This is a genomic window from Bradyrhizobium sp. USDA 4011 (genome assembly GCF_054063415.1).
Genome location: NZ_JBSSGG010000001.1, coordinates 7,163,525 through 7,179,747, shown reverse-complemented (window position 1 = coordinate 7,179,747; position 16,223 = coordinate 7,163,525). Strand labels below are relative to the sequence as shown.

Annotated in this window: 14 protein-coding genes; 9 read left to right on the top strand and 5 right to left on the bottom strand. The window is 64.2% G+C overall.

From position 1 onward, the window contains the following. Positions 1 to 45 precede the first annotated feature (45 nt). The 6 genes from ACVW1C_RS33810 (at position 46) to ACVW1C_RS33785 (ending at position 7,263) form a co-directional block, all read left to right on the top strand. The gene (locus ACVW1C_RS33810; RefSeq protein ID WP_106328397.1) at positions 46 to 867 is read left to right on the top strand and encodes an ABC transporter ATP-binding protein; all 822 of its coding nucleotides are present in this window, start codon (positions 46 to 48) and stop codon (positions 865 to 867) included. Further along, complete coding sequence (locus ACVW1C_RS33805) at positions 864 to 2,792, top strand: AMP-binding protein (RefSeq protein ID WP_456761974.1); 1,929 nt, start codon at positions 864 to 866, stop codon at positions 2,790 to 2,792. Before ACVW1C_RS33810 ends, ACVW1C_RS33805 begins: the two co-directional genes overlap by 4 nt. A 142-nt stretch (positions 2,793 to 2,934) precedes the next feature. Next, positions 2,935 to 3,828, top strand: coding sequence for a branched-chain amino acid ABC transporter permease (locus ACVW1C_RS33800; RefSeq protein ID WP_375788921.1), 894 nt, complete (start codon positions 2,935 to 2,937; stop codon positions 3,826 to 3,828). Positions 3,829 to 3,831: 3 nt separating this feature from the next. Continuing rightward, positions 3,832 to 4,905 (top strand): branched-chain amino acid ABC transporter permease, encoded by a 1,074-nt coding sequence (locus ACVW1C_RS33795; RefSeq protein ID WP_456761973.1) that lies wholly within the window; start codon positions 3,832 to 3,834, stop codon positions 4,903 to 4,905. Positions 4,906 to 4,959: 54 nt separating this feature from the next. After that, complete coding sequence (locus ACVW1C_RS33790; protein ID WP_456761972.1) at positions 4,960 to 6,243, top strand: ABC transporter substrate-binding protein; 1,284 nt, start codon at positions 4,960 to 4,962, stop codon at positions 6,241 to 6,243. Between the two features lie 180 nt (positions 6,244 to 6,423). Beyond that, positions 6,424 to 7,263: an ABC transporter ATP-binding protein gene (locus ACVW1C_RS33785; protein ID WP_456761971.1), complete on the top strand. Its 840-nt coding sequence runs from the start codon at positions 6,424 to 6,426 to the stop codon at positions 7,261 to 7,263. 64 nt (positions 7,264 to 7,327) lie between these two features. Here ACVW1C_RS33785 and ACVW1C_RS33780 read toward each other — a convergent pair whose 3' ends face one another. After that, positions 7,328 to 8,476, bottom strand: a complete 1,149-nt coding sequence (locus ACVW1C_RS33780; RefSeq protein ID WP_456761970.1) for an AGE family epimerase/isomerase — start codon at positions 8,474 to 8,476, stop codon at positions 7,328 to 7,330. A 95-nt stretch (positions 8,477 to 8,571) separates the two neighbouring features. Here ACVW1C_RS33780 and ACVW1C_RS33775 point away from each other — a divergent pair, with 95 nt between their 5' ends. Both ACVW1C_RS33775 and ACVW1C_RS33770 read left to right on the top strand, forming a co-directional pair. Beyond that, on the top strand, positions 8,572 to 9,795 hold the full coding sequence (locus ACVW1C_RS33775) for a phenylacetate--CoA ligase family protein (protein WP_456761969.1): 1,224 nt from the start codon (positions 8,572 to 8,574) through the stop codon (positions 9,793 to 9,795). A 99-nt stretch (positions 9,796 to 9,894) separates the two neighbouring features. Next, a complete protein-coding gene (locus tag ACVW1C_RS33770) occupies positions 9,895 to 10,425 on the top strand; it encodes an HAD-IIIA family hydrolase (RefSeq protein WP_456761968.1) in 531 nt (176 codons plus the stop codon). Positions 10,426 to 10,456: 31 nt separating this feature from the next. On the opposite strand, the gene ACVW1C_RS33765 is transcribed toward ACVW1C_RS33770, so the two are convergent. From ACVW1C_RS33765 to ACVW1C_RS33755, 3 genes are read right to left on the bottom strand one after another with little or no spacing between them, the layout of a single operon-like run. Further along, on the bottom strand, positions 10,457 to 11,554 hold the full coding sequence (locus ACVW1C_RS33765; protein ID WP_456761967.1) for a DegT/DnrJ/EryC1/StrS family aminotransferase: 1,098 nt from the start codon (positions 11,552 to 11,554) through the stop codon (positions 10,457 to 10,459). An 11-nt stretch (positions 11,555 to 11,565) separates the two neighbouring features. Continuing rightward, positions 11,566 to 12,033 (bottom strand): acyltransferase, encoded by a 468-nt coding sequence (locus tag ACVW1C_RS33760; RefSeq protein ID WP_456761966.1) that lies wholly within the window; start codon positions 12,031 to 12,033, stop codon positions 11,566 to 11,568. Then, positions 12,030 to 13,091: a Gfo/Idh/MocA family protein gene (locus ACVW1C_RS33755; RefSeq protein ID WP_456761965.1), complete on the bottom strand. Its 1,062-nt coding sequence runs from the start codon at positions 13,089 to 13,091 to the stop codon at positions 12,030 to 12,032. The genes ACVW1C_RS33760 and ACVW1C_RS33755 overlap by 4 nt, the downstream gene beginning before the upstream one ends. Positions 13,092 to 13,458: 367 nt before the next feature. Between ACVW1C_RS33755 and ACVW1C_RS33750 the strand changes: the two genes are divergently transcribed. Further along, positions 13,459 to 14,820 carry a hypothetical protein gene (locus ACVW1C_RS33750; protein ID WP_456761964.1) on the top strand — a complete coding sequence of 454 codons (1,362 nt, stop codon included), beginning with the start codon at positions 13,459 to 13,461 and terminating at the stop codon, positions 14,818 to 14,820. A gap of 46 nt (positions 14,821 to 14,866) precedes the next feature. Here the strand turns inward: ACVW1C_RS33750 and ACVW1C_RS33745 are convergent, their stop codons facing one another. Next, the gene (locus ACVW1C_RS33745; protein WP_456761963.1) at positions 14,867 to 16,171 is read right to left on the bottom strand and encodes a nucleotide sugar dehydrogenase; all 1,305 of its coding nucleotides are present in this window, start codon (positions 16,169 to 16,171) and stop codon (positions 14,867 to 14,869) included. Between the last annotated feature and the right edge of the window lie 52 nt (positions 16,172 to 16,223).

Below are 16,223 nucleotides of genomic sequence, written 5' to 3'. Positions count from 1 at the left end.
GAAGATAAAGAGCGCGCCAAAGCGCCCGTATCTGGAGGGAACAGGGTGGCTAACAGTCTCGAGGTGCGCGGAGTCTCATTGCGCTTCGGCGGCGTCCGCGCGCTGACCGAAGTCAGCTTCGGCGTCAACGAGGGCGAGCTGTTCTCCATCATCGGCCCGAACGGTGCCGGCAAGACCTCGATTGTCAACTGCATCTCCGGCCGCTACCGGCCGACCGAAGGCCAGCTGTTCTATCGCGGCCAGGATATTACCGGCCTTACCCCGAACGCGCGGCCCCGCCTCGGCATCGGCCGCACCTTCCAGAATCTCGCGCTGTTCCACCATATGAGCGTGCTCGACAACATCATGGTCGGCCGCCATCACCTGCTGAAGAACAACTTCATCACGGGATCGCTGTACTGGTTGACCGGCGCGCGCCGCGAGGAGCTGGAGCACCGCCGCAAGGTCGAGGAGATCATCGACTTCCTCGATCTGCAATCGGTGCGCAAGGCGACCGCCGGCACCCTGCCCTACGGCTTGCGCAAGCGCGTCGAGCTCGCCCGCGCGATGGCGCTGGAGCCGCAGCTGATCCTGCTCGACGAGCCGATGGCCGGCATGAACTTCGAAGAGAAGGAGGACATGGCGCGCTACATCGTCGATCTCAACGAAGAGTTCGGCATGACCGTCATGATGATCGAGCACGACATGGGCGTCGTGATGGACATCTCCCACCGCGTCATGGTGCTCGACTTCGGCCGCAAGATCGCCGAGGGCGATCCGGCCGCCGTGCTCGCCGACCCCCACGTCAAGCGCGCCTATCTCGGCGAAGAGGACGAGGTGCTGGTCGATCCCGACGACAAGCCGGCGGTGCGGGAGAGCGCGGCATGATGAACTATGCCGGTCGGGCCGCGCAGGCCGACACCTTTCCCAAGGTGCTGCGCCTTAACGCCAGGGAGTATGGAGGCGAGATCGCGCTGCGCGAGAAGGATCTTGGGCTGTGGCGCGAATTCACCTGGAGCGACTACCAGACCCGCACCCATGATTTCGCGCTCGGCATGGTCGAGCTCGGCCTCGGCCGCGGCGACGTGATCGGCATCATCGGCGACAACCGGCCGGACTGGGTCGCGGCCGAAATCGCCAGCCACGCAATCGGCGCGATGAGCCTCGGTCTCTACCGCGACGTGCTGGACGAGGAGGCTTCCTATCTCCTGACCTATGGCGAGGCCAAGCTGGTCTTCGCCGAGGACGAGGAACAGGTCGACAAACTGCTCGGCCTTGCCGACCGCGTGCCCAACCTCAGGCACATCGTCTATTCCGACCCGCGCGGCATGCGGAAATATGACGATCCGAGGCTGATGGAGGCCGGCAAGCTCGTCGCATTGGGCCGCGATCGCGCCGCGCGCGAGCCCGGGCTGTACGAGCGACTGGTCGACGCCACGCGCGGCGAGGACGTCGCGATCCTCTGCACGACCTCGGGCACGACGGCCAATCCGAAGCTTGCGATGCTCTCGGCCGGGCGCGTGCTGCGGCACTGCGCGACCTATCTCGCCTTCGATCCGAAGGGACCGGACGACGAGTATGTCTCGGTGCTGCCGCTGCCCTGGATCATGGAGCAGATCTACGCGCTGGGCAAAGCGCTGCTCTCCCGGATGAAGGTCAACTTCGTCGAAGAGCCCGAGACGATGATGAACGACTTCCGCGAGATCGCGCCGACCTTCGTGCTGTTCGCGCCGCGGGTCTGGGAATCGATCGCGGCCGACGTCCGCGCCGGCGTGATGGATGCCTCGCCGTTCAAGCAGCGGCTCTACGAGCTCGGCATGAAAACCGGGCTTGCGGCGCTCGCCGACGGCAAGCACTCTGTCTTCGCCGACCAGCTCTTGTTCCGTGCGCTGCGCGACCGGCTCGGCTTCACGCGGCTGCGCTCGGCGGCAACCGGCGGCGCGGCGCTCGGGCCGGATACCTTCAAGTTCTTCCAGGCGATGGGGGTGCCGCTGCGTACGCTGTACGGCCAGACCGAGCTGCTCGGCGCCTACACGCTGCATCCCGAAGGCAAGGTCGATCCCGATACCACCGGCGTTCCAATGGCCGACAACATCGAGATCCGCATCAACAATGCCGACGTCAACGGCGTCGGCGAGATCGTGGTGCGGCACCCCAACATGTTCCACGGCTACTACAAGAGCCCCGAAGCGTCGGTCGCCGACATCAAGGACGGCTGGATGCACTCGGGCGACGCCGGGTACTACAACCACAACCGGCAGCTTGTGGTGATCGATCGCATCAAGGACCTCGCCGAGACTTCGCGTGGCGAGCGCTTCTCGCCGCAATATATCGAGAACAAGTTGAAGTTCTCGCCCTACGTCGCCGAAGCCGTCGTGCTCGGCGCCGGCCGCGACGCGCTGGCCGCGATGATCTGCATCCGCTACTCGATCATCTCGAAATGGGCTGAGAAGAACCGGATCTCGTTCACGACCTATACCGACCTGTCCTCGCGGCCCGAGGTCTACGCGCTGTTGAAGAAAGAGGTCGAGACGGTCAACTCCACCTTGCCGCCCGCGCAGCGCATCTCGCGCTTCCTGCTGCTCTACAAGGAGCTCGACGCCGACGACGGCGAGCTGACGCGGACCCGAAAGGTCCGGCGCAGCGTGATCAACGAGAAATACGCCGATATCATCGAGGCGATCTACCGCGGCAAGGCCAACATCCCGGTCGACACCGTGATCCGCTTCCAGGACGGCACCACGCAGCGCGTCCGCACCACGCTCGAGGTAGTCGACCTCGGCCGCGCTGTGATCGCGGAGGCCGCGGAATGACCATTCAAGCCGCTCGATCCGCATATTCGGCCGTCATGCGCGGGCTTGACCCGCGCATCCATCCCCTTCGCAAGGGTCTTCATTCGCGATGGATCGCCGGGTCAAGCCCGGCGATGACGATCTGCAAATTTGGCGACATCACATGAACATCCAGTTCCTGATCCAGCTGATCGTCAATGGCCTCGTGGTCGGCACGCTCTACGGCGTGGTCGCGATGTCGTTCGTGCTGATCTACAAGGCGACGCAGGTCGTGAACTTCGCGCAGGGCGAATTGCTGCTGGTCGGCGCCTGGGTGTGCTGGGCGCTGCTGACGAAGTACCAGGTGCCGTTCTGGGTGGGCATGCCGATCACGCTGGTGTTCATGTTCATCTTCGGCATCGCGATCCAGGTCGTGATCCTGCGGCCGATGATCGGCGAGCCGATCATCTCGGTGATCATGGTGACGATCGGCCTCTCGACCGTGTTCCAGGCGGCGCTGAAGTGGATCTTCGGCGTCAACCCGCAGCCGTTCCCGCGCGTGTTCCAGAGCCAGTCGGTCAGCCTGTTCGGGCTACAAATCCAGACCGTCTATGTCATGAGCCTCGTGGTCTCGCTCGCCATGATGGTCGGCATGGCCTGGTTCTTCCGTGCCTCCAAATACGGCCTCGCGATGCGCGCCACCGCCTTCAACCAACAGGTCGCACAGTCGCTCGGCATCTCCGTGAAGAGCGTGTTCGCGATGGCGTGGGCGATCTCGGCCACCGTTTCGGCGGTCGCCGGCGTCGTGGTCGCCGTGGTCAACGGCGTGTCGTCCGGCCTCTCCGCCTACGGCATCAAGGTGTTTCCGGCCGCGATCCTCGGCGGGCTCGACTCGGTCGGCGGCGCCGTGCTCGGCGGCATCATCATCGGGCTGCTGGAAAACGTCGCCCAATATGTCGACAGCGAGTATCTGCACTGGGGTAATCTGTACGAGATCGCGCCGTTCTACGTCCTGATCATCATCCTGATGATCAAGCCGTACGGGCTGTTCGGCACCAAGGACATCGAGCGGGTCTGATCAATGGCAACGAGCACCCTCATCCCGTCGGGCGATTTCCGCACCAGCTACGCGGCCGACACCACGATTTTCCCGACCGCGACCAGCCGCAACTTCGCGATTCTGGGTATCGCGCTCGCCTGTTTTGCGCCGATGCTGCTGTCCAACTACCTGCTCTCGGTCGCGATCCAGATCGGCATCTTCGCGATCGCGGCGCTCGGCCTCAACGTGCTGGTCGGCTTCACCGGCCAGATCTCGATCGGGCACGCCGCGTTCTTCCTGTTCGGCGCCTTCACCTCGGCCTACATCTCCAACAACGCGCCGATTCCGGTGTTCTTCGCGATCCCGCTCGCCGGCGTGATCACGGCGCTGGTCGGCCTGGTGTTCGGCGTGCCGGCGGCGCGACTCAAGGGGCTTTACCTCGTCATCGCAACGCTCGCGGCGCAGTACATCCTGCTCGACTTCTTCTCGCGCGCCGACTGGTTCTCGGGCGGCTCGGTGCCGGCCAGCGCCAATCCGTTCTCGATCTTCGGCTACACGCTACGCGGCGACCGGCAGTATTTCTACGTCGTGCTCGCCTACATGGTGATCAGCTATCTGCTGGTCACCAATCTGATGCGCACCCGCGACGGCCGCGCGCTGGTCGCGATCCGCGATCACTATCTCTCCGCCGAGATCATGGGCATCAACCTGACCAAGTACCGGACGCTGTCGTTCGGACTTGCCGCCTTCTTTGCCGGCATCGCCGGCGCGCTCTACGCGCATTATCAGCTGGTGGTCTCCCAGGAAGGCTTCGGCATCGAGCGCTCGGTGCTGTTCCTCGCGATGGTCATCATCGGCGGCACCGGCTCGGTGATGGGCACGCTGATGGGCACGGCCTTCGTCGTGCTGCTGCCGGAATCGATGGAATGGCTGAGCGCCTGGCTGAAGGGCAGCGCCATCGACAAGGCGCTGCAGCTCAACAACAACATCACCTTCCTGCGCGAGATCGCGATCGGCCTGATCATCATCGGTTTCCTGATGTTCGAGCCTGACGGCCTCGCGCATCGCTGGCGGCAGATCAAGGCCTACTGGAAGCTGTATCCGTTCTCGCACTGACGCTTGGAACAACTCAAATTCGGTTCAACCAATAAAAGCAGGAGGAAACAACCAATGACGATTAGATCCCTTTTGAGCTCGGTCTCCCTTGCGCTGCTGGTCAGCAGCGCGGCCGCCACCGCGCAGGCGCAGATCGCCATCGGCCATCTGGAGGACCTCTCGGGCGGCACCTCCGACGTCGGCACACCCTATGGCCAGGGCGTCGCCGATACCTTCGCCTGGGTCAACAAGAACGGCGGCGTCGGCGGCAAGCAGCTCAGCGTCGACAGCAACGATTATGGCTACCAGGTGCCGCGCGCGATCGCGCTGTACAAGAAGTGGTCGGCATCCGACGCCAAGGTCGCGGCGATCATGGGCTGGGGCACGGCGGACACCGAGGCGCTGACCGGTTTCCTCGCCCAGGACAAGATCCCCGATATGTCGGGCTCTTATGCGGCCGCACTGACCGATCCCGAAGGCACCAGCGGCAAGGCCAAGCCCGCGCCGTACAACTTCTTCTACGGTCCGAGCTACTCGGATGCGCTGCGCGCCGAGCTGACCTGGGCGGCCGAGGACTGGAAGGCGAAGGGCAAACCCGGCAAGCCCAAATTCGTCCACATGGGCGCCAACCACCCCTATCCGAACGCGCCGAAGGCGGCCGGTGAGGCGCTCGCGACCGAGCTCGGCTTCGAGGTGCTGCCGCCGCTGGTGTTCGCGCTGTCGCCCGGCGACTACTCGGCGCAGTGCCTGAGCCTGAAGAGCTCCGGCGCCAATTACGCCTATCTCGGCAACACCGCGGCTTCCAACATCTCGGTCATGAAGGCCTGCAAGACCGCCGGCGTCGACGTCCAGTTCCTCAGCAACGTGTGGGGCATGGACGAGAATGCCGCCAAGACGGCGGGCGATGCCGCCGACGGCGTGATCTTCCCGCTGCGCACGGCGGTCGGCTGGGGCGGCAACGCGCCCGGCATGAAGACGGTGATGGAAATCTCGAAGATGTCCGATCCGTCGGGCAAGATCTATCGCCCGGTGCACTACATCGCCGCGGTGTGCAGCGCGCTCTACATGAAGGAAGCGCTGGATTGGGCGGCCAAGAACGGCGGCGCCACCGGCGAGAACGTCGCCAAGGGCTTCTACCAGAAGAAGGATTGGGTGCCGGCCGGCATGGACGGCGTCTGCAATCCATCGAACTGGACCGAGAAGGATCATCGCCCGACAACGAAGGTCGACCTCTATCGCGCCAAGGTTTCCGGCGCGACCGATGGCGACATCAACGACCTGATGACCAAGGGCACGATCAAGCTCGAGAAGGTGAAGACCGTCGAACTGCCGCGCAAGCCGGAATGGTTTGGCTGGTAAGGCCGTGAGGCTGCCACCAGCGCAGCCTCGACAACAATCGTCATCCCCCGCGAAAGCGGGGGATCCAGTCCGCCGCGGCCTCTCGATTGATCGCCGGCGTCTCTGGAATACTGGGTCACCCGCTCCAGTGCGCAGATGCGCAGGAAACGCGGGTGGCGACCGTGGAGAGTGATCGAGACCATGAACGAAACCCTCGAAGCGACCCGCCCGGTGCCGACGGCAGTCCCGCCGCCGCCACTGCTCAGCGTCAACAACATCGAGGTCGTCTATGACGACGTCATCCTGGTGCTGCGCGGGCTCAGCCTCGAGGTGCCGAAGGGCGCGATCGTGGCGCTGCTCGGGGCGAACGGCGCCGGCAAGTCGACCACGCTGAAGGCGATCTCCGGCCTGCTCAAGACCGAGGACGGCGAAGTCACCCGCGGCGAGATCCTGTTCGAGGGCCAACGCATCAACGGCATCGATCCCGACAAGATCGTCCGCCGCGGCATCTTCCAGGTGATGGAAGGCCGCCGCATCGTCGCCGACATGACGTCGCTGGAGAATCTGCGGCTCGGCGCCTTCACCCGGCGCGACCGCGAGGTCTCGGCCGATATCGACGTGGTGTTCAAATATTTCCCGCGGCTGAAGGAGCGCACCGGCCTCGCCGGCTACCTCTCCGGCGGCGAGCAGCAGATGCTCGCGATCGGCCGCGCGCTGATGGCGCGCCCGAAGATGATCCTGATGGACGAGCCATCGATGGGGCTGTCGCCGCTGCTGGTCAAGGAAGTGTTCGCGATCATCAAGGAGATCAACCGCGATCTCGGGGTCACGATCCTGCTGGTCGAGCAGAACGCCCGCGCCGCGCTGTCGGTCGCGAGCCATGGCTACATCATGGAACAAGGCAAGGTGGTGCTCGACGGCTCCGCCGACGAGCTGCGCGACAACGAGGACGTCAAGGAATTCTACCTCGGCGGCGCCGGCGACCAGCGAAAGAGCTTCAAGAACCTGAAGAGCTTCAAGCGGCGCAAGCGCTGGCTGTGAGGGTATCGAGCGTTTTCGGACGGAGTTGCGTGTGCAGAAAACGCGCCAGACCAGGAAAGCGGTTCTATCCGAGCACCTGCTCGGCCTCAGTGACCGCACAGAGCACATGGTAGAACGACGACGCCGGGATCGTGGCGACCAGCGAATTTCCGTCGCGGTCGAACTGGTCGTACCAGCCGCCGGCCACGGGATGGCTGAGATAGTGCCGCTCCAGGAGCACCAGCGCCGCGCGGGCCTCGTCCGCAGCGCCGGCTTCGCCCGACTCCGCCTGCGCGATCCAGGCCTTCGCCAGCTCGCTCTGCGGCCACAGCCGCCTGCTGTGGCGACGGATGTTGCCCTCCGTATCACCCTCGTCGATCAGGCAGCCGGTGGCGTCGCGGTAGCGCAGCGCAGAGGCCAACAGCTCGCCGCGCGGGCGCCCCGTGGGGCAACCGGTGATCCGCTCAAATCCCTTCAGCAGCCAGACCCACTCCGCGAGGTGCCCGGGCTCGACGCTGGCCGGCGGGATCTTCGACCAGTCCTCCTCGAAATATTCGCCGAGGGTGTGCGTCTGCTTGTCGTAGAGATTGGCCAGGAACAGCGCGAAGAAATCGCCGGCGCGGTTCTGGAACGACAAATCGTGGGTCGCGTCGAAGCAGGCGATCATCGCCTCGAACAGATGCATTTGCGGGTTCTGCCGGCGCGGCATCGACGGCGGCAGGCCTTCCTGGAAGCCGCCATGGGGCGAGCGCAGCTGGGTGTCGAGGAACGACAGCAGCGCGTCGATCTCGGCGCGGATCTGGGCGTCCTGGTCGAGGCCATAGGCGGTCGCCAGCGCGAGCAGCACGAAGGCATGGCCGTAAGTGTCGCGCAGCGGGTCATGCACGCCGCCGTCCGGCGTCAGGCTGAAGACGAAGCCAGGCCTGCCATCCGGCGCCTTGGCCTTGGCCAGCAGGTAGTCCAGCCCTTTCAGCGCGATCGCGCGGCCTTCGGGATACCAGCCCATCTGGGCCGCCTTGGCGTAGCAATAGATCTGGCGCGCCTGCACAAGCAGGCGGCGCGGCGCGGCGTTGTCGGCCGTCCCATCCTGATGCAGCCGGTCGACAAAGCCGCCGGCCGTGCCGTCCCAGCCGACCGTCGACCACAGCGGCAAGGCGTGGTCGATGATGCGGTGCTTCAACCTCGCGACGACGTCGGCGGCCCCGTCCGCCGCAACGCTCTCTGCCTCAGCCATCGTGCTCCCTGGAACCGTCCCAATGTCAGCGGTCACCGTCTGATAGCACGGGCGGACCGGCACGCCACCTGTGCAAATCCTCTCAAGGACCTGCCATGACCGACCATTACGATGCCCTTGAAACGCGCGAGCCGGCCGAGCGCGAGGCCGCCCTGTTCGCCCGGCTGCCGGATGTGCTGCGCAGGGCGATGGCGGCGCCCGCCTATGCCAACCTGCTGAGGGGCACCGACCCCGCCTCCATCACCAGCCGGCAGACGCTGGCGGGGCTGCCGGTGTTGCGCAAATCGGAACTGCCGGCCCTGCACAAGGCCGCGCCGCCCTTCGGCGGCTTCGTGGCCGACAAGCCCGGCTCGTTTGCCCGGCTGTTCACCTCGCCCGGACCGATCTTCGAGCCCGAAGGCCGCCAGGCGGACCCCTGGCGCGGCGCGCGGGCGCTGTTTGCGGCCGGCTTTCGCGAAGGGGACGTGGTTCTCAACACCTTCAGCTATCACCTCACCCCCGGCGGCTTCATCTTCGACGCCTCCGCGCGGGCGCTCGGCTGCGCGGTGATCCCGGCTGGCCCAGGGAATACCGAACAGCAATTCGAGCTGATCGAGGCCTATCGCCCGGTCGGCTATAGCGGCACACCCGATTTCCTGAAGATCCTGCTCGACGCCGCCGCAGCGGGCGGCCGCGACGTGTCCTCGATCAAGCGCGCCCTGGTCTCGGGCGCCGCATTTCCGAAATCGTTGCAGGAGGAGATGAAATCGCGCGGCGTCGAGGCCTATCAGGCTTTTGGCACGGCCGATCTCGGCCTGATCGCATTCGAGACGCCGGCGCGCGAGGGAATGACGGTCAATGAGGATTTGATCCTGGAGATCGTCAAGCCCGGCAGCGGCGATCCGGTTGCGCCCAGTGACGTCGGCGAGATCGTGGTGACCTCGCTCAATCCGCATCATCCGTGGATCCGCCTCGCGCTCGGCGACCTGACCGCCGCCCTGCCCGGTGCGAGCCCGTGCGGACGCACCAACATGCGCATCAAGGGCTGGATGGGCCGCGCCGACCAGACCACCAAGGTCAAGGGCATGTTCGTGCGCCCCGAGCAGATCGCCGAGATCGGCAAGCGCCATCCCGAACTCGGACGGCTGCGCCTCGTCGTCACGCGCGCCGGCGAGGCCGACGCGATGACGCTGAAAGCCGAATGTGCCTCAGCGCCGGATGCGCTGTTGAACGAGGTCGCGGCCACGCTGCGTGCCGTGACAAAACTCGGCGGCGCCGTCGAGCTGGTCGGCGCAGGCTCGCTGCCGAACGATGGCAAGGTGATTGCGGACGAGCGATAGCCTTGAGGCCACCCGGGGCATGCTCGGTCCACATTGTCGCGCGCGGCATTGTGAACTATTGAGCTGGCTCATGCCTCGTGGAGACGGGATCATCACCTCATGAGCAGCGCTTGCAAAAGTGAGCCGCGACGGCCGGCGGTTTTCTTCGATCGGGACGGCGTCCTGAACCACGACATCGGCTATCTGTTCGAGAGCCACAGGCTGGTCTGGATCGACGGCGCGCGCGAGGCGGTGAAGGCCGTCAACGACATGGGCTATCTTGCGTTCGTCGTGACCAATCAGTCAGGCGTGGCAAGAGGCCTCTACGAGGAGGCGCACGTCCAAGAGCTCCACGACTGGATGGCAGCCGAGTTCGGCAAGATCGGCGCGCACATCGACGCCTTTGAGTACTGCCCGTTCCACCCGGAAGGGACCGTTGAGCGATATCGGCAGGTCAGCCCCCGACGCAAACCGTCGCCGGGCATGATCACCGATCTCCTGGAGCGCTTTCCGGTCGATGTCGAACGGAGCTTTCTGGTCGGTGATCAACCGACCGATCTCGAGGCCGCGCGCGCAGCGGGCGTGAGGGGCTATCTGTACTCAGGCCCCAATCTCGAAGCGTTCCTGAAGCCGCTGCTGCAGCGAAGATAGCCTCGCATCGTGCGGGGGCTTAGCTTCGCGATCAGAACTTCCGAACCAGGTCGATCACTTCGGCCTGCTGCTGGCGCGTGATCTCGGCGAAGATCGGCAGCGAGAGAATCTGGCCCTGATCGCGATGCGCGTTGGGGAATTGCTCCGGCCGGTGGCCAAACCGGGCATAGGCCGGCAGGAACGGCAGCGCGGTGGGATAGTTGATCGCGGTCTGCACGCCATTGGCGTTGAGATGCGCGGCGAGCGCGTCGCGGCGCGGATACCGGATCGTGTAGAGATGGTAGACGTGGCTGCGCGCCGGCGCCACTTCGGGCACCACGACATCCTCGATCTGGTTGAGGCCGGCGTCGTAGACCTCGGCTGCGGCCTGCCGGGCTTCGGTCCATGCGGCGAGATGCGGCAGCTTGGCCGAGAGGATCGCAGCCTGCATGCCGTCGAGCCGGCTGTTGACGCCCTCGATGTGGTGCTGGTGCTTCACCAGCCCGCCATGGCGCGCCAGCATCGCCATCTGCTGGGCGAGCGCCGCATCATTGGTGACGACCGCGCCGGCATCGCCCATCGCGCCGAGATTCTTGCCGGGATAGAATGAATAGGTCGCGGCCTCGCCGAACGTTCCGACCATGCGGCCCTTGTAGCGCGCGAGATGGGCCTGGGCGCAATCCTCGATCACCCAGAGCTTGTGCTTCTGCGCGATCGCCATGATCGCGTCCATGTCCGCTGGCTGGCCGTACAGATGCACCGGGATGATGCCGACCGTGCGCGGCGTGATCGCGGCCTCGATCGCAGCCGGATCGATCGTGAACGTCGCGTCGTCGGTGTCGCAGAACACGACGGTGGCGCCGGAATGGGTGATCATCGCCGCAGTCGAGATCCAGGAATGCGCCGTCGTGATCACCTCGTCGCCCGGCTTCACCTTCAGCGCGCGCATGGCGAGGTAAAGCGCATCGGTGCCGTTGGCGCAGGATACGCAATGAGCGACCTCCGCGGCCGCGGCGAATTCGCGCTCGAAGGCATCGACATAGCCGCCGCGGATGAACGCGTTGTCGCGGATCACGCCGGCGATCGCGGCATCGATCTCGCCCTTGATGGACTGGTATTGCAGTTGCAGGTTGGCAAACGGCACCGGCATCGATATTCCCCCTATTGGCTCGCCAGCAGCCGGCGCGCCGGATTGCCGGCATAGGTGCCTGATGTCGTGATGTCCTTGGTCACGACAGACCCTGCGCCGATGACGACGTCGTCGGCGATCCTGACCGGCATGATCGTGGCGTTGGAGCCGATCGACACCCGGTTGCCGATCACCGTCTCGCGCCACAGCTCCTTGCGTCCGCGCGCCGGGCCGCCGGTGGAGAACGTGTCGTTGACGAACATCACGCCGTGCCCGACGAAGCAGTCCTCGCCGATGGTGACGAGCTCGCAGACGAAAGCATGCGATTGCACGCGGGTGCGTGCTCCGACGACCACGCCCTTCTGGATTTCGGTGAAAGGCCCGATGAAGCAGTCGTCACCGAGCTTGCAGCCGTAGAGATTGCAGGGCTCGACGATCTTGACGCGTTCGCCGAACGCGACGTCGCGCACGTCGGCCTGATGCACTTCCGGCCGATTCACGAAACGACACCCAGCCGGCTCAGCCGCGGCGTGAACCGCAGGGCAACTTCCTCTCCGGTTTCGATCGACTCATAGAGGGCCGAGATCAGCTCCAGGCTCTTGCGGCCCTCGAGCCCGTCGACCAGCGCCGCGCGCTGGTTCTCCAGGCAATCGACCACATGATGATAGTAAGCCTGATGGCCGAAGCCGTAGACGTTGGGCGGGTTGACCGAGAACTTCTCCACGACGTCCTTGTCCGACGGCAGCTCGTTGACAAAGCGCCAGTGCCGGATCTGGTTGACCGCGAAACCGGAGATCTCGACCGTGCCCTTTTCGCCCAGGATCGACAGCGAGCCTTCGAGATCGGTCGGGCGCGCCGCGGTGGTCGCCTCGATGATGCCGAGCGCGCCGTTGCGGAACTTCAGCGTCGCCACGGCGGTGTCCTCGGTTTCGATGTTGGCGAGTGCCGTCGTCGCGCGCGCATGCACGCTCACCACGTCGCCGAAGAACCACTCCAGCATATCGACATGGTGGCTCGCCTGATTGGTCAGCACGCCGCCGTCATAGGCCCAGGTGCCGCGCCAATCGTCCTGGTCGTAATAGGCCTGGTCGCGGCACCAGCGCACCCGGACCGTCCCCAGGATGAGCTTGCCGAAGCGACCGGCATCGAGCGCCTCGCGTGCCTTGACCACCGGCACATTGAAGCGGTTCTGCTTGACGATGAACATCTTGATGCCGGCCTCGTCGCAGGCCCGGATCATGTCGTCGGCATCCTGCAACCGCAGCGCCATCGGCTTCTCGACCACGACGTGCTTGCCGGCCCTGGCGCAGGCGATCACATGCGCCGGATGCAGCCCGCTCGGCGTCAGCACGGCAACGGCGTCGATATCCTTGCGCGCCAGGAACTCGTCTATGTCGTAATGGGCGGGAACGGCGAACTTCCCGGCAATCGCATCGGCACGCGCACGAAGCGGATCGCAGACTGCAACCAGGCTCGCTCCCGCGATGTGATTGCCACCCAGGAGATCGGAATGGCGCTTGGCGATACGCCCGCACCCGAGCAGGCCAAATCTGATCATGCAACAGGCCCTGTCTTGTCTCGCAGCCGACCGTTGCAGTCAGCCGAAAAGCCGAGGGAACAAGCGGCCTTGCGGGCCGCAGCATAGCGTCCATTACCCAGAAAACGCGGGATAAGGCAAGGCCTTGCGCCGATCGGGCAACACGGCCCGCGGCGGATTTGTTGCGCAAGGCAACGCCGCCCCTGCATCACCGGGCAGGAAAAGCGCCACGAAGCACCAGCCTATCCTTGTCGTCCTAGCAGCGCCGTGGCATGTCGTTGGACCCAGGAGGCGTCATCGTGTGGCGATTATTCGGACCCAGCCTGGCCGAATACGACGATCACAACGAGACAGGCCAAACGCGGAGCCCGGTACGGCGGCAATGAGAATGAACCATCGCGTCATGCAGCTGGAGCCGGATTTGGGCTGGCGCCAAGCCAAGCTTGCCCTGCTCGCCTATGCCCACGTCGCGATCTGTTGCATCTCTCTGTACTGCATCACGATCACAGATTCTTTCCCGGGCGTCATCGGCTTCGACAAATCGCACCTGACATCTGCGATCCTGAACGTTCTGATGTTCAGTCCCGTCGTCATCCTGTTCGCAATCAGCTGCTTCAGCTTCGGCTATCTCGTCGGCTTTTACTTCTACATCATGGTTCTGGGATATCTCTGGCTGATCGAGTTTTCGCTGCTCGACTACGATCACCGCCTGGCGCTCATCTCGATCGTGCTGTCGGCGTTCGCCTTCCTTGTCCCCACGCTGTTTATCACCGCGCCGATGCGGCAGGCCGTCGTCATGCCGGCCCGCGCCTTTCACATGATGCCTTCCGTCATCCTGATCGCCTCGGCCGCGATCATCGGCATCGGCGCCCTCTACAACCTCAAGCTGGTCGATCTCAACGAGATGTACAAATATCGCGCGGAGGTCGCATTGCCGGGCATCCTGCGATATGCGGTCTGGATCGTCTCAAACGCCCTGTTGCCGCTCGCCTTTGCCTGCTTCGTCACCAGCAAGCGGCTCTGGCAGGCAGGGATCGCGCTCGTTCTGATGCTCCTGATCTACCCAATCATGCTGACCAAGATGGCGCTGTTCGCGCCGGTCTGGCTGCTGTTTCTCGCGCTCGTCTGCAAGCTGGCGGAGGCCAGGGTTGCAACGATCCTGTCGTTTTTCCTGCCCGTCCTGATTGGCATGATCCTGTTCGTGCTGGTCAAGACCGACTTGTTTCCACTGACCCCCGGACTGGTCTATTTCGGCACCGTCAACACCAGGATGGTTGCGATCCCGTCACTCGCCCTCGAAATCTACAACAACTACTTCTCGGCACATCCGCTGACCCATTTCTGCCAGATCAACGCCGTGAAGCTCGTGGTCGCGTGCGCCTACAACGAGCCCATATGGGCCGTCATGGCGAGGTCCTACGATCTCGGTGCTTTCAACGCTTCGCTGTTTGCCACCGAAGGCATCGCTTCGGTCGGCCTCGTGCTCGCCCCGGTGTCCGCGCTGGGCTGCGGCCTGATCATTGCTCTCGGCAATCGCCTCTCGTCCGGGCTGCCGCCGCAATTCGTGCTGCTATCCGCCGGACTTCTTCCGCAAGTTCTTCTCAATGTACCGCTTTCGACAGCCCTGCTCACGAACGGCACCGGACTGCTCTTCCTGCTCTGGTACATTGCACCACGGTCGGCCTTCGACCAGACGGCGGCGTCGACAGTCGCAGTGAGCGACCATCGACCAGGTGCTGAGGCCGCCTAGTGCTTCGATTCTGGGCGAATGGCAGCCGGAGCGCCTGCGAGATCGCCTAGGCGCGAATGATATTGTCCGCCGGCTGGGGAAACTTTCCGCGACAATCGACCAGCAGCGGCGCATGCGCGCCGAGCAGTTGATAATCGAACTTGTCGTGGTCGGTCGCAAGCAGGACGCAATCGAATTGCCGCAGATTGTCCTCGGTGAGCACGACACTCGACAGATCGAACGAATGCGCCCGCATCTTCGGGAACGAGGGGACGTGCGGATCGCTGTAGGACACCTTGGCGCCGAGATCACGAAGCCGCTCCATCAACGCCACCGAAGGCGATTCGCGGACGTCGTCGACATTCTTCTTGTAGGCGATGCCGAGAACCAGGATCGAACTGCCGCTGATCGACTTGTGCCTCTGATTGAGCGCCAGCGAGATCTTCGACACCACGTAATCCGGCATCGAGGAATTGATCTCTCCGGCGAGCTCGATGAAGCGCGTGTGCATGCCGTATTCCCGCGCCTTCCATGTCAAATAGAACGGGTCGATCGGAATGCAGTGGCCGCCGATGCCGGGCCCCGGGTAGTACGGAACGAAACCGAACGGCTTGGTTGCCGCCGCGCGGATCACCTCGTGAATGTCGATCCCCATCTTGTCGGCAACCATCTTCATCTCGTTGACGAGACCGATGTTTACCGAGCGATGGATATTCTCCAGGAGCTTGGTCAGCTCGGCGGCCTGCGTCGAGCTCACCGGGACGACCTTGTCGATCACCTGACGATAGAGCGCGATGCCGGCCTCAAGACATGCCGGCGTGCAGCCGCCGCAGACCTTCGGGATCGAACGCGTCGTGAAATTCTGGTTGCCGGGATCTTCGCGTTCCGGCGAGAAGACGAGAAATACGTCCTTGCCGACGGTGAAGCCGCACTTTTCGATGCGCGGCTTCAGCTCCTCCTCCGTCGTACCGGGATAGGTCGTGCTTTCGAGCGACAACACCATTCCCCGGTGGAGATACGGCAGCAGCGACTCCGTGGTGTTAAGCACGAAGCTGAGATCGGGCTCGCGATACTTGTTGAGCGGCGTCGGAACGCAAAGGATAAGCGCATCGACCTCGCGGGCGCGCGAGAAATCGGTCGTCGGCTCGAACCCAAGCTCCGTCGCATTCTTGATGCTGGCGCTCGAGATATGCTCGATATAGGAGCGGCCGGCACGAAGCGCGTCGACCTTGGTCTGGTCGATATCAAAGCCGATCACCTTGTAGCCGACCTCGCAATAGCGAAGCATCAGAGGCAGGCCGACATAGCCCAAACCGACGATGCCGATCTTGGCCGTTCTGTCGTTGAGCTTCGCGATCAATTCGGAATTCATTTCATCACTCGTACGGGGTTGTTATGGATAATCGGCCTGAAAACCATCTAAC